The 23,848-nt window shown below is 72.4% G+C and carries 25 protein-coding genes; 8 read left to right on the forward strand and 17 right to left on the reverse strand.

Annotated features, from left to right (window positions below; genetic code table 11):
• Positions 1-142: 142 nt before the first annotated feature.
• The 5 genes from ACIRD7_RS38505 to ACIRD7_RS38525 form a co-directional block, all read right to left on the reverse strand.
• Entirely contained in the window at positions 143-1,294 is a 1,152-nt protein-coding gene (locus ACIRD7_RS38505) for an aromatic acid exporter family protein (protein WP_403460639.1), read from the reverse strand.
• Positions 1,295-1,351: 57 nt separating this feature from the next.
• Positions 1,352-1,888 carry a hypothetical protein gene (locus ACIRD7_RS38510; protein ID WP_403460640.1) on the reverse strand — a complete coding sequence of 179 codons (537 nt, stop codon included), beginning with the start codon at positions 1,886-1,888 and terminating at the stop codon, positions 1,352-1,354.
• An 89-nt stretch (positions 1,889-1,977) separates the two neighbouring features.
• Complete coding sequence (locus ACIRD7_RS38515) at positions 1,978-2,604, reverse strand: YigZ family protein (protein WP_403460641.1); 627 nt, start codon at positions 2,602-2,604, stop codon at positions 1,978-1,980.
• 75 nt (positions 2,605-2,679) lie between these two features.
• Complete coding sequence (locus ACIRD7_RS38520; protein WP_403460642.1) at positions 2,680-3,222, reverse strand: SixA phosphatase family protein; 543 nt, start codon at positions 3,220-3,222, stop codon at positions 2,680-2,682.
• Entirely contained in the window at positions 3,219-3,980 is a 762-nt protein-coding gene (locus ACIRD7_RS38525; protein ID WP_403460733.1) for a hypothetical protein, read from the reverse strand. The genes ACIRD7_RS38520 and ACIRD7_RS38525 overlap by 4 nt, the downstream gene beginning before the upstream one ends.
• A gap of 232 nt (positions 3,981-4,212) precedes the next feature.
• On the opposite strand from ACIRD7_RS38525, the gene ACIRD7_RS38530 reads away from it, so the two are divergent.
• Positions 4,213-4,620, forward strand: coding sequence for a CoA-binding protein (locus ACIRD7_RS38530; protein WP_403460643.1), 408 nt, complete (start codon positions 4,213-4,215; stop codon positions 4,618-4,620).
• A 74-nt stretch (positions 4,621-4,694) separates the two neighbouring features.
• Entirely contained in the window at positions 4,695-5,921 is a 1,227-nt protein-coding gene (locus tag ACIRD7_RS38535; protein ID WP_403460644.1) for a 4-hydroxybenzoate 3-monooxygenase, read from the forward strand.
• Positions 5,922-5,944: 23 nt separating this feature from the next.
• On the opposite strand, the gene ACIRD7_RS38540 is transcribed toward ACIRD7_RS38535, so the two are convergent.
• Complete coding sequence (locus ACIRD7_RS38540; RefSeq protein WP_403460645.1) at positions 5,945-6,304, reverse strand: ArsR/SmtB family transcription factor; 360 nt, start codon at positions 6,302-6,304, stop codon at positions 5,945-5,947.
• 61 nt (positions 6,305-6,365) lie between these two features.
• On the opposite strand from ACIRD7_RS38540, the gene ACIRD7_RS38545 reads away from it, so the two are divergent.
• Positions 6,366-7,487 (forward strand): cation diffusion facilitator family transporter, encoded by a 1,122-nt coding sequence (locus ACIRD7_RS38545; RefSeq protein WP_403460646.1) that lies wholly within the window; start codon positions 6,366-6,368, stop codon positions 7,485-7,487.
• A 2-nt stretch (positions 7,488-7,489) separates the two neighbouring features.
• On the opposite strand, the gene ACIRD7_RS38550 is transcribed toward ACIRD7_RS38545, so the two are convergent.
• Positions 7,490-8,047: a YbaK/EbsC family protein gene (locus ACIRD7_RS38550; protein ID WP_403460647.1), complete on the reverse strand. Its 558-nt coding sequence runs from the start codon at positions 8,045-8,047 to the stop codon at positions 7,490-7,492.
• Between the two features lie 43 nt (positions 8,048-8,090).
• Positions 8,091-8,663: a helix-turn-helix domain-containing protein gene (locus ACIRD7_RS38555; RefSeq protein WP_403460648.1), complete on the reverse strand. Its 573-nt coding sequence runs from the start codon at positions 8,661-8,663 to the stop codon at positions 8,091-8,093.
• A gap of 106 nt (positions 8,664-8,769) precedes the next feature.
• Here ACIRD7_RS38555 and ACIRD7_RS38560 point away from each other — a divergent pair, with 106 nt between their 5' ends.
• Positions 8,770-9,627, forward strand: a complete 858-nt coding sequence (locus ACIRD7_RS38560) for an EamA family transporter (RefSeq protein WP_403460649.1) — start codon at positions 8,770-8,772, stop codon at positions 9,625-9,627.
• A 1-nt stretch (position 9,628) separates the two neighbouring features.
• Here ACIRD7_RS38560 and ACIRD7_RS38565 read toward each other — a convergent pair whose 3' ends face one another.
• Positions 9,629-10,525 (reverse strand): DapH/DapD/GlmU-related protein, encoded by an 897-nt coding sequence (locus ACIRD7_RS38565; RefSeq protein WP_403460650.1) that lies wholly within the window; start codon positions 10,523-10,525, stop codon positions 9,629-9,631.
• A gap of 110 nt (positions 10,526-10,635) precedes the next feature.
• Between ACIRD7_RS38565 and ACIRD7_RS38570 the strand changes: the two genes are divergently transcribed.
• A complete protein-coding gene (locus tag ACIRD7_RS38570; RefSeq protein WP_403460651.1) occupies positions 10,636-11,166 on the forward strand; it encodes a gamma carbonic anhydrase family protein in 531 nt (176 codons plus the stop codon).
• A gap of 93 nt (positions 11,167-11,259) precedes the next feature.
• On the opposite strand, the gene ACIRD7_RS38575 is transcribed toward ACIRD7_RS38570, so the two are convergent.
• The 4 genes from ACIRD7_RS38575 to ACIRD7_RS38590 form a co-directional block, all read right to left on the reverse strand.
• The gene (locus tag ACIRD7_RS38575; protein ID WP_403460652.1) at positions 11,260-11,904 is read right to left on the reverse strand and encodes a DedA family protein; all 645 of its coding nucleotides are present in this window, start codon (positions 11,902-11,904) and stop codon (positions 11,260-11,262) included.
• Positions 11,905-11,977: 73 nt separating this feature from the next.
• Positions 11,978-13,522 carry a carboxylesterase/lipase family protein gene (locus ACIRD7_RS38580; protein WP_403460653.1) on the reverse strand — a complete coding sequence of 515 codons (1,545 nt, stop codon included), beginning with the start codon at positions 13,520-13,522 and terminating at the stop codon, positions 11,978-11,980.
• A gap of 162 nt (positions 13,523-13,684) precedes the next feature.
• Complete coding sequence (locus ACIRD7_RS38585; RefSeq protein ID WP_403460654.1) at positions 13,685-15,409, reverse strand: RICIN domain-containing protein; 1,725 nt, start codon at positions 15,407-15,409, stop codon at positions 13,685-13,687.
• Positions 15,410-15,930: 521 nt separating this feature from the next.
• Entirely contained in the window at positions 15,931-16,368 is a 438-nt protein-coding gene (locus ACIRD7_RS38590; protein ID WP_403460734.1) for a DUF4442 domain-containing protein, read from the reverse strand.
• Positions 16,369-16,578: 210 nt separating this feature from the next.
• Here ACIRD7_RS38590 and ACIRD7_RS38595 point away from each other — a divergent pair, with 210 nt between their 5' ends.
• Positions 16,579-17,880: an MFS transporter gene (locus ACIRD7_RS38595; RefSeq protein WP_403460655.1), complete on the forward strand. Its 1,302-nt coding sequence runs from the start codon at positions 16,579-16,581 to the stop codon at positions 17,878-17,880.
• A 35-nt stretch (positions 17,881-17,915) separates the two neighbouring features.
• Here ACIRD7_RS38595 and ACIRD7_RS38600 read toward each other — a convergent pair whose 3' ends face one another.
• The 3 genes from ACIRD7_RS38600 to ACIRD7_RS38610 all read right to left on the reverse strand — a co-directional run bounded on the left by ACIRD7_RS38600 (position 17,916) and on the right by ACIRD7_RS38610 (position 21,055).
• Positions 17,916-18,761 carry a spermidine synthase gene (locus ACIRD7_RS38600; protein WP_403460656.1) on the reverse strand — a complete coding sequence of 282 codons (846 nt, stop codon included), beginning with the start codon at positions 18,759-18,761 and terminating at the stop codon, positions 17,916-17,918.
• Positions 18,762-18,859: 98 nt separating this feature from the next.
• The gene (gene tuf, locus ACIRD7_RS38605) at positions 18,860-20,029 is read right to left on the reverse strand and encodes an elongation factor Tu (protein ID WP_403460657.1); all 1,170 of its coding nucleotides are present in this window, start codon (positions 20,027-20,029) and stop codon (positions 18,860-18,862) included.
• A gap of 303 nt (positions 20,030-20,332) precedes the next feature.
• Complete coding sequence (locus tag ACIRD7_RS38610; RefSeq protein ID WP_403460658.1) at positions 20,333-21,055, reverse strand: DNA alkylation repair protein; 723 nt, start codon at positions 21,053-21,055, stop codon at positions 20,333-20,335.
• 49 nt (positions 21,056-21,104) lie between these two features.
• Here ACIRD7_RS38610 and ACIRD7_RS38615 point away from each other — a divergent pair, with 49 nt between their 5' ends.
• The gene (locus tag ACIRD7_RS38615; RefSeq protein ID WP_403460659.1) at positions 21,105-21,887 is read left to right on the forward strand and encodes a TVP38/TMEM64 family protein; all 783 of its coding nucleotides are present in this window, start codon (positions 21,105-21,107) and stop codon (positions 21,885-21,887) included.
• Between the two features lie 32 nt (positions 21,888-21,919).
• On the opposite strand, the gene ACIRD7_RS38620 is transcribed toward ACIRD7_RS38615, so the two are convergent.
• Positions 21,920-23,089 (reverse strand): thiolase family protein, encoded by a 1,170-nt coding sequence (locus ACIRD7_RS38620; RefSeq protein WP_403460660.1) that lies wholly within the window; start codon positions 23,087-23,089, stop codon positions 21,920-21,922.
• A 214-nt stretch (positions 23,090-23,303) separates the two neighbouring features.
• Here ACIRD7_RS38620 and ACIRD7_RS38625 point away from each other — a divergent pair, with 214 nt between their 5' ends.
• On the forward strand, positions 23,304-23,774 hold the full coding sequence (locus ACIRD7_RS38625) for a winged helix-turn-helix transcriptional regulator (protein WP_403460662.1): 471 nt from the start codon (positions 23,304-23,306) through the stop codon (positions 23,772-23,774).
• The last annotated feature ends 74 nt before the right edge of the window (positions 23,775-23,848 follow it).

A 23,848-nucleotide genomic window follows, 5' to 3' on the forward strand; every position in this document is an offset into this window, starting at 1 on the left:
TAACGGCCGGGTCTGACAGCACGGGCGGTTACTCCCGTATCGCCCCGTCATGAACGTTCCTGCACCCGCCGGTTCACGATGCCGACTTGCCCCGATATGAGCCACATGCCTGCTACGTCCCGCACTTCACGTTGCTCACGCGTCAGCGCGTCACCAGCTGGTCGGCCAGACGCCGTGCCTGCGTGAGCAGTGTGCCGTGGGTCGCCAGCGCGTCGGGGTCGTCCAGCACGCCGCCGTGCAGCCGGCCCCGCAGCGCGTCCAGGGTGTGGACCATGTCGTCGACGACCTCGCGCAGCTCGTGATCCGCGTCCCGGTCGTGGCCGCCCGGGGAGAACCGGCACCGGGGGTAGAGCCGGATCGCGCGGGCGCTGTCGCGCAGGAAGTCCGCGTACGGCTCGGTGACCGCCGGGCCCGGTCGCGGTTCCGGCCGGTCGCCGTCGCTGGCCTCCAGCACCGCGCGGGTGACGCCTGTGGTGTGGACGGCGACGTAGTCGAGAACGGTGACCGCGTCGTCGTAGTCCTGACCGGGAGGTGAAGGAGCCCGGCGGCGGTGCAGCGGGTTGACGCGCAGGCTCTCCCGGCTCCAGCCGGCCGCGGAGCGGGCCTGCTCCACCAGCCGGAACAGCCGTAGCGCCCGCTCGTGCAGCTCCGCCGCGGCCCGGGCGTCCCATTCATCGGCGGTCAGCCGGTCGGCCACCGCGTCCAGGATCTCCTGCGCCTCGCGGGCCGCGCCCTCGAGGGCGACGCGGGTGCCGCGCAGATAGACCGGTGGCCGGATCAGGGCATTGACGGCGATACCCACGAGCGCGCCGAAGACGGCCTCCGCGATCCGGGCCGCCGACCCGGCGAGGGTGACCGGCCCGGTCAGCACGAACAGGGCGCCGGTGGCCGCGTAGATGCCCTGGCTGCCCAGGCGCCGCCAGTTGCCCAGCAGCACCACCGCCGGCAGCACCAGCCCCATCGCCGCCATCGGGGAATCCAGCATGAGGGCGACCCCCGTGGCCACCACCGTCCCGGTGGCGATGGCCGCCAGCTGCTGGAGCCCGTGCGCGATCGACCGGTACACCGTGGACTCCACCAGCACGATCGCCACCCACGGCGCGACGAACGCCATCGGCATCTTCAGCCACCAGCCCGCGACCGCCCAGGCCACGCATGCGGCCAGCGCCGCCTTGGCGGCCTGGACCGCCAGATCCCGCTCACGGCCCGGCCGCTCCCAGGCCAGCCGGACGGACTTTCCCATGGCACTGACGAGCCGCCGGACGGCCGGCACCGCTTCACTCATCCCCTGCATACCGGCCGGGTGCCACACCCGCGGGGATGAATTCCGGCCCCTGCGCGCCTGCCCGCGTCAGGCGTCCTGGAAAGCTGTCTCGGCCTGCTTGCGGCGCAGTTCCTCCAGCGTGCTCTGCTGGCGTCGGGCCCGGGCGAGGAGGTCGTCGAGCATGCGCCGGTCGAGGCGTTCGTCGGTGTCGGCGAGCAGGCGCAGCGTCTCCCATGCGGCGGCCTTGCCCTCGACGCCCAGCCGCAGCGCCTCCAGCTCCCACAGCGTGCTCAGCGGGGAACGGCGCACGAGGTGGCCGTTGCTCTTGAGCCGCCCCACCCGCTCCGCCGCCCGGCCTGCGTAGACCTTGTAGTGCCGTACCGGGACACCGAGTCGTCGCATGATGCGGATCAGGCTCGCCCGGTCCTCGGCGATCTCGTCGGCGATCGGCCCCAGCACCTCGACGATCGTGGTGTTGCCGTCCGACCGTGCGAGGTGGCGAGCCCGGTCGGTCCCGGCGGTGGCGCCGGCCAGATGGTCGTTGAGGTAGATGCCCAGGTAGGCCGCACCGCCGCCCTGGGCGGACAGGACGTGCCGGGTGTCGGACCCCGTTCGGTTGCTCATGGTGTGTCCCTTCACGATCGCGGGCCGACTGCGCGAGTACCCGTTCGGGGGCGGGGCGGCACCTGGGCAGCCGAGGAGAAGGGACCGGACTACGCGTCTCCGTACGCCTCCCCGCCGAGCTCGAACCCGGCGGTCCCCGCCGTGACGTCCGCGAGCCAGGCCCGGAACGCGTCCACATCGGCGTCCGGCAGCCCGATCTCGATGCTGACCGCCTCGGCGTACCGCACGTCGCGCACCTCGCGTCCGGTCGACCGCAGGTCGTTCTCCACCTTGCCCGCGCGCTGGTGGTCGACGGTCACCGTGGCCAGCCGGAAGCGGCGCCTGGTGAGGGTGCCGACCGCGTCGAGCGCCTCGCCCACGGCTCCGCCGTACGCCCGGATGAGGCCGCCGGCGCCGAGCTTGACGCCGCCGTAGTAGCGGGTGACGACCGCGACGACGTAGCGCATGTCGCGGCGCAGCAGCATCTGCAGCATGGGCACGCCTGCTGTGCCGCCCGGCTCGCCGTCGTCACTGGCCTTCTGGATCGAGGCGTCGGCGCCGATCACGTAGGCCCAGCAGTTGTGGGTGGCGTCCGCGTGCTCCTTGCGGACGGCGGCGAGGAAGTCCTGGGCCTCCTGTTCGGTGGCCGCCGGGGCGAGCGCACAGATGAAGCGTGAGCGGTTGACCTCGGTCTCGTGCACGCCCGCGTGGGCGACTGTGCGGTACTCGTCCTGCATCGGGCCAGCCTATGCGCAGCGCCCACGGCCGCCCGCGCGGGAGGAGCGGTGCGGGCACACGCGCGTGCCCGCCGCTCAGCCCTTCTTGCCCCGCGCCACCATCACGCCCGTCAGCAGCGCCGTGCCGGGCTTGAGGGACTGCCAGGTGGGGCCGTGCCAGGCCAGTACGGCGATGGCGGACGTGGGGAACTTCGTGCGGACCTCGTCCAGGGTGTCGTCGAGGCCGTCGCCGGCGAGTTCTAGGACGAGTTCCTCCAGGCCGGGGTTGTGCCCGACCAGGAGCAGTGTCCCGACCTCGGGGGACGCCTCGTGCACGACCTCCAGCAGGTCGGTGACGTCCGCCGCGTACACGCGCGGGTCGTGGCGTACCGGTGGCGGGGTGCCCCACTGGGCGGAGGCGAGTTCCCAGGTCTGCCGGGTGCGTACGGCCGTGGAGCACACCGCGAGGTCCGGCAGGCAGTCGGCTTCGGCGATCATCCGGCCCGCGACGGGGGCGTCCCGTCGGCCGCGCGGGGCGAGCGGCCGTTCGTGGTCGGCGACACCGTCCGGCCAGGCGGACTTCGCGTGCCGCAGGACGATCAGCCGGCGCAGCGGGCCCGCGCCGAAGTGTTCGGTCACGACAGGCCTCCCAGGTCGTGGGTGAGGTCGAGGCCGAGGAGGCGGTCGGCGTAGGCGTAGGTCTCGAAGCGCGCGCCGTCCGGCAGGTCGGGCTCGCTCTCCACCCAGCGCAGCACGCCGAGCACTCCGGGCACGTCGAGATCGTCCTCCCAGGCGGTGCGCAGCTCTGCCCGGACCTCGTCGGGGATGGGCCGCGAGGGCCGGCGGGCCCAGGCGGCGACGGCATGCCGCCAGCGTACGAGCGTGTCGTGGGCGTCGGCGAGAGCGGCCGCGTCGAGCTCCATGGGCGTACTTCTGCGCGGGGAGAGCAGGGCGAGACGCAGCGCGGCGGGGTCGGCGTCCTCGGGGGGTGCCTGCGAGTGCACCGGTGCGACGGCGAGGCGTACGCCGTCGGGTGCCGCGTCGCCGCCCGCCCGCACGACGTGGATGACCTGTGCCTCGCCCAGGCCGGCGGTGGCGTCCCGGCCGTCCTCGAAGGGACGGATGCCGAGCGCGGCCGCCCCCGCCCGCAGCTCCGCCTGTTGCCGTTCCTCGTCGAGCAGGGCCCAGACCGGCGTACCGCCGAGTTCGAGGGCGCGGACGAGGAGGTCGGCGGCCAGCAGCACGCGCAGGGCGGTGACGTCGAAGCCCTCCGTGTGCGCCTCGACGCGGGTCAGGCCCCTTCGGGCGGGCGCGGCGTCCACGGGCTGGCCGGTTCGGTCGTCGATGATGCGCAGCACGGAGCGAGCGTAGGTGCAGGCGCGGTCCTCCGCAGCCATCCGGCCCGCTTTCCGGGCGGCGTGGCGGGCGTCGGGTCCGTCGGGAGTTCCCTGGTCATCGGTGTCGTAGCCGGGCATCGCCATCCCCTGCCGTGCGGACTGCACGAACGGTACTGCGCACCGGCCCGCCCGGACAGGAGTTCGCGCGGTGGGGAATCCTGGTGATCCGTCGGCCGTTGTGGGTGATGACGACGGTCGGACGGCTGTCGCGGGCGGCGCGAGGAGGCCAGTGGTGTACGGCGACGAGGACACGGTCCGCAGGATCCTGACCGAACTGGGCGACACCTGGGCCGTCGTCGGTCTGTCCTCCAACCAGCGGCGGGCGGCCTACGGGGTGGCCGAGGTGCTCCAGCGCTACGGCAAGCGCGTCGTGCCGGTCCACCCGAAGGCGGAGACGGTCCACGGCGAGCCGGGGTACGCCTCCCTCGCGGACATCCCCTTCGACGTGGACGTGGTCGACGTCTTCGTGAACAGCGACCTCGCGGGGCACGTCGCCGACGAGGCGGTCGCCAAGGGCGCGAAGGCGGTCTGGTTCCAGCTGGGCGTCCTCGACGAGGCTGCGTACGACCGCACGCGCGCGGCGGGCCTGGACATGGTCATGGACCGCTGCCCGGCGATCGAGATACCCCGCCTGGGCTGAGCCCGGGTTCCGGGGTCCGCTCCCCCGCCCCCGGAACACTCCCCTCCCTCGTCACGCGCCCTCATAATGCTCGGGTGACTTCCACCTCCCCCCACCCCAACTCCGGCCCCACGCAGCGCTTTCCGGTGGTCGTCGTGGGTGCCGGGCCCGCCGGGCTCACCATCGGCAGCATCCTGCGGGCGGCGTCCGTCGACTGTCTGGTCCTGGAGACCGAGACGCGTGAGTTCATCGAGCAGCGGCCCCGGGCCGGGGTGCTGGAGGAGGGGGCCGTACGCGGGCTCCAGCGGCGCGGACTCGCCGACAACCTGCTGGCTCGGGCGCAGCGGCACACCGAGTGCGAGTTCCGGTTCGCCGGGGAGCGCTACCGGTTCGAGTACGCGGAGCTGACGGGTGTGCATCACTGGGTGTACCCGCAGCAGTTCCTGGTGACGGATCTGGTGCGCGAGTACGCGGACGTCCGTGGCGGGGCGATCCGCTTCGGGGTGCGGGACGTGCGGCTGCACGACCTCGACACCGACCACCCGTCGGTGTCGTACACCTGCCCGGAGACGGGTGAACGGCAGGTCGTGCACTGCGACTTCGTCGCCGGCTGCGACGGGGCGCGCGGCGTCACCCGAACCGCGCTGCCCGCCGACCGCGCCCACATCGCCCGCAGCGACTACGGCATCGGCTGGCTGGCGCTGCTCGCCGAGGCGCCGCCGTCCTCCGACTGCGTCCTGTTCGGCATGCATCCGCGCGGGTTCGCCGGACACATGCCGCGCAGCGCCGAGGTGACCCGCTACTACCTGGAGTGCCCGCCCGGGGACGACCCGGAGAGCTGGTCGCACGAACGGGTCTGGACGGAACTGCAGCAGCGGCTCGGGGCGAACGGCGCGCCGCCGCTGACGGAGGGGCGGCTGATCGAGAAGCGCGTCCTCGACATGCACAACTACGTCGTCGAACCCATGGTGTTCGGCCGCCTCTTCCTGGCCGGCGACGCCGCGCACCTGACCGCGCCCATCGCCGCCAAGGGCATGAACCTCGCCCTGCACGACGCCTTCCTCCTCGGCGACGGGCTCGTCGCCCACCTCACGAAGGGCGACGGCACGGCCCTGGACGGCTACTCGACGGCCTGCCTGAACCGGGTGTGGGACTGCCAGGAGTTCTCCCACTGGCTGTCCGAGGTCTACCACGGGGCGTCGTCGGGCGACCCCTACCGCGCGGGCACCACCCTCGCCCGCCTCCGCCGCATCTTCGACTCCGAGACGGCGGCCAGGGCGTTCGCGGAGCAGTACCTGGGCAGGTCCACCACCACCGGCTGAGCGGCCTCGCGCCCGGTGCCGGGTCAGTCGTGCAGCGGCCGGTCGCTGAGCCGGTGGTCCGCCACGTTCAGCGCCTCGTCGACGAGGCGGCGCAGATGGCCGTCGCGCAGGGAGTAGATCACCCGGCGGCCCTCCTTGCGCGTGTTCACCAGACCCGCGAGCCGCAGCCGGGCCAGGTGCTGGCTGACGGCGGGGCGGGCCGCTCCGCATGCCTCGGTGAGCGTCGTGACGTCGGCCTCTGACGCCGTCAGGGCGTGCAGCAGGGTGAGGCGGGTGCGGTCGCCGAGCAGGGCGAGGAGTTCGGCCGCGAGCGCGAACTGCTCCTCGCCCGGGGTGCGCGGATGCGCATCGTGCGCAGATGATAGGTGCATGCGTGCGCTCATACGCACATAATGGCGCCGTGGGCGACTCGCGTCCACTCCCACGCACCGGAAGGGGACCACCGTGAGCGACCGGCACGAGCACGGTCATGGCCATGGGCACGAGCACCACCACGGCCACGATCACCGTCATGGCGATCCCCATCCCCATCCCCACCCTCACGACCACGCCCAGGACGACTCCCGCAGCCGCGCCGGAGCCGGCCTCCGCCACCGCCTGACCCACCTCCTCAAGCCCCACTCCCACGAGACGGCCGACAAGCTCGACTCCGCCCTGGAGTCCTCCGCCCGTGGCATGCGCGCGCTGTGGGTCTCGCTGGCGGTGCTCGGCGTGACGGCGCTCGCGCAGGCCGTCGTGGTGGTCGCCTCCGGGTCGGTGGCGCTGCTCGGCGACACGGTGCACAACACCGTGGACGCGCTGACCGCCGTACCGCTCGGCATCGCGTTCGTCCTCGGCCGGCGCGCGGCGACGCGTCGCTTCACCTACGGCTACGGGCGGGCCGAGGACCTCGCGGGCATCGTCATCGTGCTGACGATCGCCGCGTCCGCGGCCTTCGCGGCGTGGACGGCGGTCGACCGCCTGCTCGATCCGCGGCCCGTGGAGCAGATCCCGGCGGTGGCCGTGGCGGCGCTCGTCGGCTTCGCCGGGAACGAATGGGTGGCCCGCTACCGGATCAGGGTCGGGCGGGAGATCGGCTCGGCCGCGCTGGTCGCGGACGGACTGCACGCCCGTACGGACGGATTCACCTCACTGGCCGTCCTGTTGAGCGCGGGAGGCGCGGCGCTGGGGTGGCAACTCGCGGACCCGATCGTGGGGTTGGCGATCACGGCCGCCATCACGCTGGTCCTGCGGGACGCGGCGCGCGAGGTGTTCCGGCGGGTGATGGACGCCGTGGACCCGGCCCTGGTGGACCGCGCGGAGCACGTACTGCGGGAGGTCGCGGGCGTGCGCGAGGTGGGCGAGCTGAGGCTGCGCTGGATCGGGCACCGGCTGCGCGCCGAGGTGGCGGTGGTCGTGGACGGCGAGGTGACGGTACGGCAGGCGCACGCCATCGCCGTCGACGCCGAGCACGCCCTGCTGCACGCCGTGCCCCGGCTCACCGCGGCCCTGGTCCACGCCGATCCGGCGCCGGTGCCGGGCGAGGCGGATCCGCACCTCGCCCTCGCGCATCACACCGTGTCCTGAGCTCAGGCGACGCCGAGCCCCTCCAGGACGACCGCGCCCGGCAGCTCGGCGAACGCCTTGCCCGGCACCAGCAGTTTGCCGCGCCGGCGGCCGCTGCCGACCAGGACGTAGGGCAGGTCGACGACGGCCGAGTCCACCAGCAGCGGCCAGCCGCCGGGCAGTCCGACCGGGGTGATGCCGCCGTACTCCATGCCGGTCTCACCGGTCGCCGTGTCCATGGAGGCGAACGACGCCTTGCGGGCGCCGAGTTGACGGCGCACCACGCCGTTGACGTCGACCCGGGTGGTGGAGAGCACGACGCACGCGGCCAGCGTGGTCTCGCCGCCGCGCTTTCCGGCCACGACCACGCAGTTCGCGGACTGCTCCAGCAGTTCCCGTCCGTAGTGCTCGACGAAGACGGCGGTGTCGGCCCACTGCGGGTCGGTCTCGACGTAGACGATCTGGTCGGCGGGGACGCTGCCGTGCCACTGGCGTACGGCGTCGGCGACCGGGCTGATGAGTGCGTCGAGGCAGTCGGGGGCGGGGGTGGCGCTGTCGAAGTTTCCGATGGGTGCGTCCATGAGCGCACGCTAACAGGGCCGCCCGTGCCGCCGGAGCGACGTCTCAGCGGGCGGGCGGGACCGAGACGGCCAGCATCCACTCCGTGGGGACGTCGCCCTGATTGCCGTAGGTGTGCGGGGCGTCGGCCTCGAAAGTGGCGCTCGAACCGGCCGGGACGAGGTAGTCCGTGCCGTCGACGGTGAGGGTGAGTTCGCCGGCCGTGACATGGACGATCTCGACCGTGCCGACGGGGTGCGGGTCCGAGGTGCTGCTCTCGCCCGGCATCACCCGCCAGTGCCACATCTCCAGCGGACCGGGCGCCTCGGTCCCGGCGAGCAGCCGGCTGTGGCTGCCCGCGTCGGTGTGCCACAGCCGCACGACCTGGTCGGCCGGGACGATCCGCACCTTCGGGCCCTGCTCGTAGTCGAGCAGGGTGGTGATGCTGACCCCGAGCGCGTCACCGATCTTGATCACCGTGCCGAGGCTGGGGTTGGTGCGGGCCTGCTCGATCTGGATGAGCATGCCGCGGCTGACGCCGGCCCGGGCGGCGAGCACGTCCAGCGTGAAGCCGCGCACCGCGCGCCAGTGCTTGACGTTGCGCGCCAGGGACTGGGTCAGCAGGTCGAGGTCCGACACATTCCGTCCAAGTTGCGGAGTCCAATATTCTGGATGACGGGGTTCACCCAACTGCACTACGGTGGGGTGCACCCGATCGTGCACCGAACTGTACTGCGAGGTCCCCGTGACAGCACTCTTCGCCCTGGCCACCAGCCTGCTGTGGGGCCTGGCCGACTTCGGCGGCGGACTGCTGACCCGGCGCACCCCGGCCCTCACGGTCGTCGTCGTCTCACAGGCGATCGCGGCGTCCGTGCTCGGTGTGATCGTGGTGGCCACGGGCGCCTGGAGCGAGGCCGGTTCGCAGCTGTGGTTCGCTGTCGCCGCCGGTGTGGTGGGCCCGGTCGCGCTGCTCTGCTTCTACAAGGCGCTCGCGCTCGGCCCCATGGGCGTGGTGTCCCCGCTCGGCACCGTGGGGGTCACCGTCCCGGTCGGCGTGGGCTTCTTCCTCGGGGAGCGCCCCGGATGGGTCCAGGTCGCCGGGATCGCGGTCGCCGTGTTCGGTGTCGTGCTCGTGGGCGGACCGCAGTTGCGCGGCGCACCCGTCCAGCGGCAGGCGATCCTGCTCACGCTGGTCGCCGCCTTCGGCTTCGGCACGGTCTTCGCGCTGATCGCGGAGGCGTCCTCGACGGTCACCGGCCTGTTCCTGGCGCTGTTCGTGCAGCGTGTGGTGAACGTGGGGGCGGGCGGCCTCGCGCTGTACGCCTCGGTGAAGCGGGGCGCGCCCGCCCTCCCGGACGGCGGTCTGCCCCTGGGCTCGCTTCCCGCGTTCGCCTTCGTCGGTCTCGCCGACGTCGCGGCGAACGGCACCTACGTGGTCGCCGCCCACCACGGCCCGGTCACCGTGGCCGCCGTACTGGCCTCGCTCTATCCGGTGGTGACCGCGCTGGCCGCGCGCGGCTTCCTCAGGGAGCGGCTGCGGGCGGTGCAGGCGGCGGGCGCTGGGCTCGCGCTGGTCGGCACGGTGCTGCTCGCGGCCGGCTGACTCAGGACTCGGCGTCCACCCCGGCGAGCCGGCCGGCCGCCTTCTCGTCCAGCGCCCCGAGCCTCTCCGCCGCCTTCTCGTCCAGCGCCCCGAGCCTCTCCGCCGCCTTCTCGTCCAGCGCCCCGAGCCTCTCCGCCGCCTTCTCGTCCAGCTCCGCCAGCTTCGCCACCGTCTCCTCGTCCAGTTCGGCCAGCGCCTGGAGCTCCTGCGGGGTGACCCCGTCGGGTATCGGCACGGGCGCCGGAGTCCGCAGCGGCGGCTGCCAGCCGTCGTCGGGAGTCCAGCGCCGTACGACACGGGCGGGCGCCCCCGCCACCACGGCGTGGTCGGGCACCGTGCCCCGGACCACCGCACCGGCCGCCACCACGACGTTCCGCCCGATCCGGGCGCCGGGCAGGATCACGGCCCCGGTGCCGATCCAGCACCCCGGGCCGATCTCGACCGGCTCCATGCGCGGCCACTGCTTGCCGATGGGCTCGTGGGGGTCGTCGTAGGAGTGGTTGGTGGAGGTGACGTAGACGTACGGCCCGAAGTAGCAGTCGCTGCCGATCGTGACCGTGGTGTCGGCGATGACATGGCTGCCGCGGCCCAGCACCACGCCGTTCCCTATGCGCAGGATCGGCTCCGGGCCGAGGTCGAGGTCCGGCATCAGGCCCGCCGTCAGCGTCACCTGCTCGCCGACGATGCAGTGGGAGCCGAGGTGGATCCACGGTTCGCCGAAGACGGTGCCGAGGGGGAAGGCGAGGCGGGTGGCCTCGCCGATCGAGCCGAAACGGAAGCGGCCGGGGTGCTCGGCGGTCACCGAACCCGTGCGCTGCGCCCAGGCCCAGCCCGCGTGGACGGCGCGCTGCGCCACTCGGCGTCGCCAGGATGAGAACGTGTTCTTGCGCTTCGGCACGCGCTCACCGTACTTACCGCAGGGCGACCTTATGAGGTGCAGGGCCTGTGATCTTCGCCCCAACGGGTGGCGTAGCGTGCGCCTACGACGTTTCGGGTGAGGAGAGAGTGATGACGCACAGCGCGCTGGTCATGGGTATCGGTGGGCGGGAGCCGAAGATCGACGAGTCCGCGTTCGTGGCGCCGGGATCGTCGGTGATCGGGGATGTGACGCTGGGCGCCGGGGCGAGCGTTTGGTACGGCGCCGTGGTGCGGGGTGACGTGGAGCGGATCTCCGTGGGAGCCCAGTCCAATATCCAGGACAACTGCACACTGCACGCCGACCCCGGTTTTCCGGTGAGCGTCGGGGAGCGGGTGTCGGTCGGGCACAACGCCGTGGTGCACGGGGCGACCGTCGAGGACGACTGTCTGATCGGGATGGGCGCGACCGTCCTGAACGGCGCGGTGATCGGGGCGGGGTCGCTGGTCGCCGCCCAGGCGTTGGTGCCGCAGGGGATGGAGGTGCCGCCCGGGTCGCTCGTCGCGGGGGTGCCCGCGAAGATCAGGCGGCAGCTGACCGAGGAAGAGCGTCAGGGTGTGACGCTCAACGGGACGATGTACACGGCGCTGGCCGAGGCGCACCGGGAAGCGCACGGGGGCTGAGGTCGCACGGTGTGTGTGCGGGTTGACCGTGGCCGCTCGCGCCCACGCGGCGGAGCCGCTCATCGATTGAGCCCCGCGCCCCCGAGCGGCGCCTCAGTCGGCGGCGGCCACCGGCTCCGGTTCCTGGTGCGCGCTCTGCGCCTTCTGCGCCTTGCGCCTGATGATCAGCATCGACGTCAGGCCGACCAGGACCGCGGCCACGAGACCCAGCCACGAGAAGCGCTTCAGCCAGGACTCGGCCACCACACCGACGTAGTAGATGACCGCCGTCGTGCCGCCCGCCCAGACGATGCCGCCGAGGACGTTGGCGATCAGGAACTTCCAGTACGGCATCCGCAGAACGCCCGCGAGCGGCCCGGCGAAGATGCGCAGGAGGGCGATGAAGCGGCCGAAGAAGACCGCCCACATGCCCCACTTCTGGAAGGAGCGCTCGGCGGTGGCGATATGGGCTTCGCTGAAGTGCTTGGGGAACTTGCCGCCCAGCCAGGCCAGCAGCGGCCGGCCTCCCTTGCGGCCGATGGCGTAGCCGATGGAGTCGCCGATGATCGCGCCCGCGGTGGCGCAGGCGCCGAGGACGAAGGGGTCGATCTCGTGGTGCTGCGAGGCGAGCAGCGCCGAGGAGACCAGGATGATCTCGCCGGGCAGCGGGATGCCCAGGCTCTCCAGGCCGATGACCAAGCCGACCAGCAGATAGATGGCGAGCGGTGGCACCGTTTCGAGCCATTCCTGGACGTGCAACGCCGCTTCCTCTCAAGTCCTGGACCCTGTGTTTCCCGGCGCACGCCCAGCCGTGAGCGTGCGCCGGGGCAGCCTACCCGCTCTGTGTGACGCGCTCGGCGTCCCAGAGGTTGCACCGATGCTCACCATGCACGGAAGTGCTCTGCTGGTTCCCGCCGGCGGAGGTGGTGCGCAGTGTCAGCACCTTCCCCGGCCCGGACGGCATCGCGGGCTCTCCCGCCGCGCGCGGCACCCCGTCGCGGACGAAGGAGCCCCAGTACCGGACCATCTGCCCCGCCAGCCTCCGCTGCTCGGCGTTCAGCGGGGTCTCCAGGCCGAAGTGCTTGAAGAGGTACTGCACCTCGTTGACGTGGGTGGCGCCGAAGTCGAAGTCGGTGCCGAGGTTGCGCAGGGAGGCGAAGGGCGGGGAGGTGCGGTCGGCGAACTCGTACGCGTAGACCCTGCCGCGTCCGGCGAGCGTGCCGTCGAGGCGCAGCGCCGGGCAGGCGAAGAGCTCGTCGCCCTGGGCGGTGGCGTACGCGATGGTCGGTGACGGGTAGGCCGGGAGCGGGTAGCGCGCGAGCACGTCCTCGCCGAAGTCCGTGCGCATCACCGTCGGGTACTGGTCGGCGGTGAGCGGGGTGCCGTTGAGGTCGAAGCGGCCGAAGGCGAAGAGGCGCCCCTCGTCCTGGTTGGCGCCGTTCATGACCGGTACGCCGGCCGCGGCTCCCCGCTCGAAGGCCTCCTTCGGCTGCCTCGGCAGGAAGGCGCCGCCCGCCACGGGTGCCCAGTCGAACCCGCTCTGCGCCGCGAGGATCTCGGCGGCCGGCTTGGCGCGCAGACAGGCGATGTCGGCGCAGCCGAGCTTGCGCGCGAAGGCGGCGCCCTGGGTCAGGGCCGTCTCGTGGGTGCGCGCGGCGCAGTCGCCGTACGCCCCGCTCTGGATGATGCCGGCCCGGAACAGGCCCTTCGCCGTCGGCGAGGCCAGCTGGGTGCAGACGGAGCGGCCGCCCGCCGACTCGCCCGCGACGGTCACCCGGGCCGGGTCGCCGCCGAAGCGTCCGATGTTGGCGCGAACCCAGCGCAGCGAGGCCTGCTGGTCGAGCATGCCGAAGTTGCCGGAGACGCCGTCGCGGGCCTCGCCGTCGAGTCCGGCGGCGGCGAGGAAGCCCATCGCCCCGAGGCGGTAGTTGACGGTGACGACGACCGTGCCGGTCTGCCGGGCGAAGGTGTCGGGGACGACGTCCTGGCCGGCCCCGGCGGTCAGTCCGCCGCCGTGGAACCAGACCAGGACCGCGCGACGGGCGGCGCCTTCGGGGACGTACACATTGAGGTCGAGGCAGTTCTCGGTGTGGCTCGGCTGCTCGTAGCCCGGGTCCCAACTCGCGCCCTGAACACACTTGTTGCCGAAGTCCGCCGCCGTACGCACACCCTGCCAGGGCCGCGCCGGACGCGGCTCACGCCAACGAAGGTCACCGACGGGTGGCTGTGCGTAGGGGATGCCGAGGAACTGCCGTCCCTCGGCGGTGGTCTCGCCCCGTACCCACCCGGCGTCGGTGCGGACGACGGGTGGGTCGGCGGCCTGCGCCGGCACGGGCGTGGCCAGGGCGGCCACGAGGGCCATCAGTGCGACGGACATACGACGTAACACGGGTCCACCTCCGCTTGTTGAGCATGGGACAGCACTCGTGCGGCGGGAAAACTATGAACCCTGGTGACTCGAGTCAACTAGGTGAACGAGAAACGGCCGGATGACGTCAGGGACCGAAGAAGGGGGCACCCCGGTGAGGGTGACCCGTGACTAGGGGAGGGTGGAGTCGAGGGCCTTCGTGGCGGTGTCGACGACCGTCGTCGCCACGGTGGCCACCACCTCGGCCGGCGGGGCCACAAGGGGCTCGGGAGCGGGTTCGTCGCCGGGGTCGGCCTGGACGTAGCGCGTCTCGTAATGGGACTGCGGCTCGCCCGGCTCGTCCTGCGGGGGTTCGGCGCGGGGCGGCTCGGGGGCGGGGTCGTGCGGGGAGCCGCGATCGGGTTCCAGAGGCTCGGGTTCCAGAGGGGCGGTGTCCTTCTCCCGTTTCTCCTTCCCTCCCGCGTCGGCGCCGTTCCGGGGCTCCTGCTTCCGTGCCCCGTCCTCGTGTCTCCCTTCCCCCTGTCCGCCCGCGTCCGCCGGACCGCCGTCGAGCCTCCAGCGCTGCGCACGGGAGCCGTCGCGTTCGGCGACGATCACGCCCCCGCCGTCGCCGCGCGCGACCGCCGCCCGCTCGGCCCGGCGCAGCAGCAGTTCCCCGTGCACGGTGAGGTCGTAGCGCACCTCACCGGCCGGGGCGAGACAGTTCGCCAGGACGACCGTGCCCGCGTCGGGGTCGGAGTCGAGGCAGAGGGTGGGATCGGCGGCGCTGCGCAGGACGCCGTTGTCCCGGTACGACCACTGCTGGGACGCGGTGGTCGAGCACTCCGCCAGTTCAACGCGGGCGCCGGTGCGGACGACGCCGTCGTGCAGGTCGAGGCAGCGGCCGTCGTCGAGGTTGCGGAGCCTGCCCTGGGCGATCTCGACGGGGTTCTCGGCGGATGCGGCGGACGGGGTGCCGCCGGACGAGGGCTCGGCGGCGCTCGGGTGGATCGACTGGCCGGCGGGCACGCCCCAGGTGGCCTGCGCGTCGGGGACGCCGCTCTCGTCGGACCAGCCCTTCGCGGTGAGCACGGTCACGAGCAGGGCGAGGGAGGTCAGCCCGACGCCGACGGCGACCGCCTTGCCGCGCACCCGCGGCGGGGCGCTCCGCTCCGGGCGGTGGCGTCCGCCCCGGCGATGGCGATCGCTCGACATCACCCCGGAGCCGCCGCGTCCGGGCCGGGAGTCGAGATAGCGGCGGGCGCCCCAGCCGAGCACGGTCTCGGCGAGCAGCACCTCGAGGCCGCCCTCGAAATGGCTGAGCTGCTCTGCGGCGTGCCGGCAGTAGCGGCACTCCATCAGATGCTGCTGGACATCGGGCAGCAGCGCGCCGCCGCGGCGAATGGGGACGTCGAGGAGCCGGTTGTAGTAGCGGCATTCCCGGGTGGGCGCGAGTTCGCCGTGGGCGCGCACACAACCTCTGCGGAATTGCTCGCGCACTCCTTCCAGGGCGGCGGACGCGGTGGCCCCGTCCACTCCCAGCAGACCAGCGGGTATGGTTATCGGCTCCGCCTCGACCTCGGTGTGCCAGAGGAGGCATTGCGAGGCTCCCGGCAGGGCCCGGAAAGCACGCTCGGCGATTTGCCGCCTTTCGGGCGTCGAGGGCCGTGCGGCGCGCAGCCCGCGCCCGCCGGTCGGTTTGCCGAGTTCCGGCAGAAGGGCGGAAATTCCCTCGTCGGCCGCCCACTCCTTCACCATGTCCCGCACGGCGACGAGAAGTTGGGGGCGCAACGCTCCGGCGGCCGGCCGGCGGAGCACGCGCTGGAAGGCCGCGGCGGCCACCATGGCGGCCGAACTCCGCATGGTCACCAGGCAGATGGCCGCGTAGTCGTGGACGGCGGGCCAGTGCCGCGCCATCAGAAGGGCGACGGCACGGGCGTCCGAGCCATCTTCGCCGAGCCTCGCGACGAGGTCGCGATCGGACTTACCGGAACTCGCTCCGGGACGAGGCGGGTACGGCGGTCGTGGGGGGTGGGGGGATTGCACTGAACCATTTCCTTCCCGGCCTCAGGACGGCACGGGGAATGCACGTCCGTCGGAAAAGCAGGCGCCTGATTGGTGCATACCTGAGCCGTGTCACCTGGGGACCGGCTATCGGGCCGCTCACTTTCGCACAAACGAAGCACGGGAAACAAGAAGTTCGAGTGACCATCGTCCAAGAAGCGCGAAATTAAGGAAAGTTACCGCCGGTATCCGCACCCGTATTCGAAATCGCTATCGAACCGAGTGCCAAGTTGTGTGCGGACAAAGACCATTGGTCCACGGAATCTTCAACTCCGCATGTCACGCACCGACAGAAGGCAGATCCACCTCTACTACCTGGAGGCGCGCGCGTGCGGCAGCACGCAGGAGGCCTGCGTGCTGCCGTACGGCCGGGCTCAGCTGTTCGGGCGCAGCGTCCAGACGACGGTCATCTCGGCGGTCACGGCCCCGTCCGCGCGCTGGATCTCGATCGCCACCGGGAACTCGGGGCGCTCCCCCGCGTCCAGCTGCGCGACGACCTCGGCGGCCGGGCGGCCCAGCGTCGCGGTGGCGGTGACCGCGCCCATGGCGAGCTTCCGGTAGGCGATCTCGGCGTTGACGGCGAGCGGCACGGCACGCGAGAGCTGGTCGCCGAACGCGGCCAGCACGATCGCGCCGCTGGCGGACTCGCCGAGCGTGAACATCGCGCCGGCGTGCGGCCCGCCGACGTGGTTGTGGAACTCACCCTGGTCCGGCAGGGCCACCACGGCCTTGTCCGGCGTGGTCTCCAGGAACTCGAGGTTCAGGGTCCGGGCCATGGGCACGGTTGCGGCGAGCATCTCGCCGATGGACATCTGGTCTGCGCTCATGGCGGTCATGTTACCCATGAGTAGGTTGCCGGAACAGGGTGCGCGGGATGTGACGCGCGTCGTATCCGCAGGGTCCGTCCAAATCTGCGTCCAGGTCTGGTTCCAGGTCTGCGTCCAGGTCTGCGAGCGAGCCCATCCGCCACGTGACCTGCAATTCAATTGGCAAATCGGGACCCGGGCGGCGATAGTCGGCCGGTGACCAACGCCGCCGATCTCCGCCGCCGCGCCCGCCGACCCGCCTGGGCGGGCCGCAACTACAGCCTCCTGACCGCTGCCGCGTTCGTCACGAACCTCGGCAGTCACGGCGCGCTGATCGCCGCGGCGTTCGCGGTGCTGGAGGCGGGCGGGGACGGCGGTGACGTGGGTCTGGTGGCCGCCGCCCGCACCCTGCCCCTCGTGCTCTTCCTGCTGATCGGCGGCGCGGTCGCGGACCGCCTTCCCCGGCATCGGGTCATGGTCGCGGCCAACGCCCTGAACTGCGTCTCCCAGGCCGCCTTCGCCGTGCTGGTCCTCTCCGGTGAGGCGCGGCTGTGGCAGATGATGCTGCTGACCGCGCTCGGCGGCACCGGCCAGGCGTTCTTCAGCCCGGCGGCCGAGGGCATGCTGCTGTCGTCGGTGCGCGGGGAGCAGGCGAGCCGGGCGTTCGCCGTGTTCCGGATGGCGATGCAGGGTGCGGCGGTGGGCGGTGCCGCGCTCGGCGGGGCCATGGTGGCGGCGATCGGGCCGGGCTGGGTGCTGGCGGCGGACGCGGCGGCGTTCGCGGTCGCCGGGGCCATGCGGGCATTCCTTGACGTGAGTCACATTCCGCGGCGGGCGCCGGGCGGCGGCATGCTCGCCGATCTGCGGGAGGGCTGGCGGGAGTTCGCCGGGCGGCCGTGGCTGTGGGGCATCGTCGTCCAGTTCTCCATCGCCAACGCGGTCGTCGGGGCGGCGGACGCGGTGTACGGCCCCCTGGTCGCCCGGGACCACCTCGGCGGGGCGGGCCCCTGGGGTCTGGCCCTGGGCTTCTTCGGGGCGGGCACGGTCGCCGGCGCCCTGCTGATGACCCGCTGGAAACCGCGCCGCCTCCTGCTCGCCGGCACCCTGTGCGTCTTCCCGCTCGCCCTGCCCTCGGCCGCGCTCGCCGTGCCGGTGCCGATCACCGTCCTGTGCGCGGTGATGTTCCTGACCGGCGTGACGCTGGAGGTGTTCGGCGTCTCCTGGATGACCGCGCTGCACCAGGAGATACCGGAGGAGAAGCTGTCCCGGGTCGCCGCGTACGACTGGTTCGGCTCGGTCGCCCTGGTCCCGCTGGCGACGGCCCTGGCCGGCCCGGCGGAGACGGCGTTCGGTCGCACCTCGGCGCTGTGGGGCTGCGCCGCGCTGGTCGTGGCCGTCACGGCGGCCGTCCTGTGCGTACCCGACGTACGGAACCTACGCCGTCGCACCAAGCACGTAACCACCGGCAGCCACCCCACCTCAGCCGACACCGAAAGCCCCGTCGGGGGGCTCGGGTGACGCCACGGCACGTGACCACCGGCAGCCACCCCACCTCACCCGATACCGAAAGCCCCGTCGGGAGGCTCGGGTGATGCCACGGCGTCCTCGTCCCGCACCGGCCGCGCCCCGCCGATGAACTCCCGCAGGGCGGCGCCGTGTTCGACCCGTGCCGGAAAGGCGTCGGAGGCGGTGAGCCGGGCCAGGGTGGCGGTGTCGACGGGGCCGTGCGCGGCGATCAGTACCGCGTTTCCGAACCGCCGCCCGCGCAGCACCCCTGGCTCGGCGATCAGCGCGAGCTCCTCGAACAGTGTTGCGTACGTGGCGAGTTGGGAGCGCAGGAAGGCGAAGGGCGCGGCGTCGGCGAGGTTCGCCAGATAGACGCCGCTCCCCCGCAGCACCCGCTCGGCCTCGCGGACGTACCCGACCGAGGTCAGATGCGCCGGCACCCGTGACCCCCCGAAGACGTCGGCGACCAGCACGTCCGCCGAGTCGTCCGGGGCCGCCTCCAGCCACTCCCGGGCGTCCTGGGCGTGCAGCCGGATGCCGTCGCCGTCCGCCACCGGCAGATGCTCGCCGATCAGCTCCATCAGCCCCCGGTCCGCCTCGACGACTTCCTGCCGCGAGCCGGGCCGGGTGGCCGCCAGGTACCGGGGCAGGGTGAGCGCGCCGCCCCCGAGGTGCAGCGCGTCCAGCGGCTGCCCCGGTGCGGCGACGGTGTCGAGGACATGGCCGAGCCGACGGGCGTACTCGAACTCCAGATGCGAGGGCTCGTCCAGATCGACGTACGACTGCGGAGCCCCGTCCACGGTCAGCAGCCACGCCCGCTTCCGGTCGACGTCGGGCATCAGCTTGGCGATGCCGTAATCGACGGACCGGGTGACGGGTATGGGCTCGTTCACCTTCCTATTGTGCCCGGGGGAAGCGCACCTTCGGGGCGCGGGGAACCGCGCGACCAGCCACCGAGGCCGCCCCGCGGTCCCCCACGAACCGCACACCGTCATTCAACGGCTGTGACGGTTCCCGCCCCGACCGTGCGCCCGCCCTCACGGATGGCGAATCCGAGCCCGGGCTCCAGCGGCACCGCACGCCCCAGCTCGACGGTCATGGTGACCGTCTCCCCGGGCCTCGCGACCGCCGCCCCGCCGAGGTCGACGTCCCCGACCACATCCGCCGTACGGATGTAGAACTGCGGCCGGTATCCGGTGGAAACCGGCGTCGAACGACCTCCCTCGCGCGTCGACAGCACATACACCTGCGCCGAGAAGCGACGCCGGGGCACCACATTGCCCGGCGCCGCGACCACGTGCCCGCGCCGGACGGCGTCGCGCGGAACCCCGCGCAGCAGCAGCGCCACGTTGTCCCCGGCCTGCGCCTCGTCCATCGGCTTGCCGAAGGTCTCCAGACCGGTGACGACGGTCTCGACCTCGGCCCCGAGCACTTCGACCCGGTCGCCGACCCGCACGGTGCCCCGTTCGACGGCCCCGGTGACCACGGTCCCCCGGCCGGTGATGGTGAGCACGTTCTCGACGGGCAGCAGGAACGGCGCGTCCACATACCGCTCGGGCATCGGCACGTAGGTGTCGACCGCGTCGAGCAGCGCCTCGACGGACGCCGTCCACTTGGGGTCGCCCTCCAGCGCCTTCAGCCCCGACACCCGTACGACGGGCGCGGCGTCGCCGCCGTAGCCGTGCTGCGAGAGCAAGTCGCGGACCTCCAGCTCGACGAGGTCGATGAGCTCCTCGTCGCCCGCGTCGGCCTTGTTGAGGGCGACGACGATGTGGTCGACGCCCACCTGCCGGGCGAGCAGCACGTGCTCGGCGGTCTGCGGCATGATCCCGTCGAGCGCGGAGACGACGAGGATCGCCCCGTCCAGCTGTGCCGCGCCGGTGACCATGTTCTTGACGTAGTCGGCGTGGCCCGGCATGTCCACGTGCGCGTAATGACGGGTGTCGGTCTCGTACTCGACGTGCGCGATGTTGATGGTGATGCCGCGCGCGGCCTCCTCCGGCGCGCGGTCGATGCGGTCGAAGGGGACGAACGTGCCCGAGCCGCGCTCGGCGAGGACCTTGGTGATGGCGGCGGTCAGGGTGGTCTTGCCGTGGTCGACATGGCCCATCGTGCCGATGTTCAGATGCGGTTTGGTGCGCACGTATGCCGTCTTGGACATGGCTGTACCTCGAAGTCTCTGCAGAAGTCTCCGCGAGGGAGAGGGGACCCCAAGGACTTGCCGACCCTCCCCCTGCGGGGTCCGCCGGACTGTCCGGAGAGGGTCAGCTTCGGGCGCCGTCGACTGTGGCCAGGAGGACCGGAACGGCAGCCTTCGGAGCATCCGCGACCGCGGATGCTGCGAGGACGAAGGCGTGCCGGAACATGACGTCGATCATCGCCGACGCGTTGCCCGGCGTCGAATGGTTTTCAGCGGTACGGGACTTCGGACGCGCCACCGGATTCCAGGGTCCCTACGGGGACTTCACGCGCCGATGTTCTTCAGCGCCTCCCGCACCGACAGCGGCGCGAACCGCCCCCGCTCGCGCGCCAGGAAGTCCCGCACGGCGTCCGGGTCCGTCTTGGCGTACTCGCGCAGACACCAGCCGATCGCCTTACGGATGAAGAAGTCGGCGTGCCCGGACTGGCGCAGGCAGTAGGCGAAGAGGCGTTCGGTGTCGGTGCGTTCCTTGTAGCGCAACTGGTGGAGCAGGGCCGTGCGGGCGACCCACAGGTCGTCGTCCGCGATCCAGGCGTCCATGTCCGCCGTGAGCTTCGGGTCGGCCGCGACGAGTCCGCCGACGACGTGCGCGGCGAGCAGGTCGACGGTGTCCCACCAGGGGACGGTGGTGACCAGATGCCGGGCCACCGGCAGGAAGCCGGAGGAACAGCGCTTCACATGCCGCCGCAGATAGTCGACCGCGAAGTAGTGGTACTCCCGTTCCGGCAGCTCCCAGCAGCGCAGGGCGACGGCCGTGCAGTCGGTCTCGTCGGGGCGCGGCGTGCCCTCGAGGACGGCACGGGACAGGGCGCGGCGCGCGGGGGTGGTGAGGCCGAGGAAGGGGGCGACATCCTTCATGTACGCCCGCATGGCCACGGCCCGTTCGGGGTCGGCCGCCGAGCCGTACAGGGCGACGAGCCGCTCCAGCACCGTGTCGGCCAGGACACTGCGGGGTACTTCCAGTGTTCCCGTTCCTGTGACGCCCATGAGACGAACCATACGGCGATCACACATCTTCGTCGGTTACTGTCGCCGAATGCTCGACGATGCCACCACCCGCTCTGGGGGCACCGCCACTGCCTCATCGCAGGCCGCTGCCAAGGAACTAGCCGTACCCCCGCCGACCGCGGCGCCTCTCGCCGCGAGTTTCGCCACGCGCTGCGCGAGAGCGCTGCTCTCGCCATGGTCGCGGCTGTCCCTGCTGCTGGTCCTGCTCGCGGCGGCCGCGACCTGCGTGCTGCTCTTCCAGCCGCACAAGCTCCTGGCGGACGGCTGGCCGCCCCAGGTCGGGGGCCCCGTGGCAGTGGTGCTGTTCGCCGTGGCGTACGGCCTGGTCACGGTGGCCTTCGTGCCGCGGCCGCTGCTGAACCTCGCGGCCGGCGCGCTGTTCGGCTCGGCGCTCGGCATGGGCGCCGCCATGGCCGGCACCGTGATCGGGGCCGCGATCTCCTTCGCGCTCGGACGGATGCTCGGCCAGGACGCGCTCCGTCCGCTCCTGCGCGGCCGGCTGCTCAAAGCGGCCGACAAGCAGTTCAGCAGGCACGGCTTCAGATCGATGCTGGCGGTGCGGCTGTTCCCCGGCGTGCCCTTCTGGGCCGCGAACTACGCCGCCGCCGTCTCCCGGATGGGCTACCTCCCCTTCCTGCTCGCGACGGCGCTCGGCTCGATCCCGAACATCGCCGCGTACGTCGTCGCGGGCGCCCGGGCCTCGCAGCCCACGTCCCCGGTGTTCCTGATCGCGGTGGCCGCGATCGCGCTGCCTGCGCTCGCGGGCGCGGTGGTGGCCTGGCGCAAGCGCCACCACCTGCGCCGCCGCTGAGCCACCACCTGCGCCGCCGCTGAGCCGGCGGCTCAGACCGATTCGATGATCATCGCGTTGGCCAGTCCGCCCGCCTCGCACATCGTCTGCAGCCCGTAGCGGGCGCCGCGCTCGCGCATGGCGTGCACCAGGGTCGTCGTCAGCCGGGTGCCGCTCGCGCCGAGCGGATGCCCGAGGGCGATGGCCCCGCCGTGCACGTTGACCTTGCCGAGGTCGGCGCCGGTCTCCTGCTGCCAGGCCAGGACGACGCTGGAGAAGGCCTCGTTGACCTCGAACAGGTCGATGTCGGCCAGGGACAGACCGGCCCGGCGCAGCACCTTCTCGGTCGCCGGGATCACTCCGGTGAGCATGAGGACCGGGTCGGAGCCGGTGACGGCGAAGCTGTGGAGGCGGGCCAGGGGGCGCAGGCCGAGACGGGCCGCCGTCTCGCTCGAGGTGATGAGGACGGCGGAGGCGCCGTCGTTGATGGGGCTGGCGTTGCCCGCGGTGACGTTCCACTCGATCTGCGGGAAGCGCTCGGCGAAGGCCGGGTCGTGGTAGGCGGGCTTGAGACCGGCGAGGGTCTCGGGGGTGCTGCCCGGTCGTACGCACTCGTCGCGCGCGACGCCCTCCAGGGGCGCGACCTCGGCGTCGAACAGGCCCTGGTCCCAGGCGGCGGCCGCCTTGTGGTGCGAGGAGACGGCGAACGTGTCCATCTGCTCGCGCGTGATCGACCACTTGGCGGCGATCAGCTCGGCGCTGATGCCCTGCGGGACCAGACCCTCCGGGTAGCGCTCGGCGATGCCGGGGCCGAAGGGGTCCTTGCCGGGCGGCACGTTCGACCACATCGGCACCCGGCTCATCGACTCGACGCCACAGGCGACGACCATGTCGTACGCGCCCGAGATCACGCCCTGGGCCGCGAAGTGCACGGCCTGCTGGGACGAGCCGCACTGGCGGTCCACGGTGGTCGCCGGGACCGTCTCCGGGAAGCCCGCCGACAGGGCGGCGTAGCGGGTGGTGTTCATGGCCTGCTCGCCGACCTGGTCGACGGTGCCGCCGATGACGTCGTCGATCAGCGCCGGGTCGGCACCCGAGCGCTCGACGAGGGTGCGCAGCGTGTGCGCGAGGAGCTCGACGGGGTGGACGTGCGCGACGGAGCCGTTCGGCTTGCCCTTGCCTATCGGGGTGCGTACGGCTTCGACGATCACTGCGTCACGCATGGTGCGGGCCTCCTTGGCCACGGGGCGACGACCGGCGCGCGGGCCGGTGGCGGCGAACCGGTTCGATCACCGGTGCGGCGACCGGCGGGATCACCGGTGCGGCGACCGGCTCGATTACCGGTGAGTAGGAAATCCGAACTCACTGTAGCTCGGTAGGTTGGAAAAACAAACCCGGAAGGTCGGAAAGGCGAACCCGCGCCCTAGACTGAGCGCCATGGCCGCCCCCAAAGACCCGCGCCCCTGCTCCATCGCCGACGCCCTGGCACTCGTCGGCGAGAAGTACTCGCTGCTCGTCCTGCGCGAGGTGTGCCTCGGCAACGGCCGCTTCGACCAGCTCGTACGCAACATCGGCGCCCCGCGCGACGTCCTCGCCACCCGGCTGCGCCGCCTGGTGGACGCCGGCATCCTCACCAAGCGCGCCTACAGCGAGCGGCCTCAGCGCTTCGAGTACCGGCCCACGGAGGCCGGACTGGAGCTGGAGCCGGTCCTGATGAGCCTCATGGCATGGGGCGACCGCCATCTGCGCCAGGACGGCGACCGTCCCATGGTGATCGAGCACAGCTGCGGCAACGAACTGCTCGCGGTCGTCACCTGCGAGGCCTGCGGCGACCCGGTACGCCACCAGGACCTCAGGGCCCATCCCCAGGTTCCCGGCTGGACGGTGGCGGGGCCTTCGGCGACCTGATGGCGATCTGAAGGGGATCTGACGGGGATCTGACGGGAGGGGGAGCGGGTGCCCGCACCGCCCCCTGTGCCGGA

The organism is Streptomyces sp. NPDC093568 (genome assembly GCF_044764945.1).
Lineage (GTDB): Bacteria > Actinomycetota > Actinomycetes > Streptomycetales > Streptomycetaceae > Streptomyces.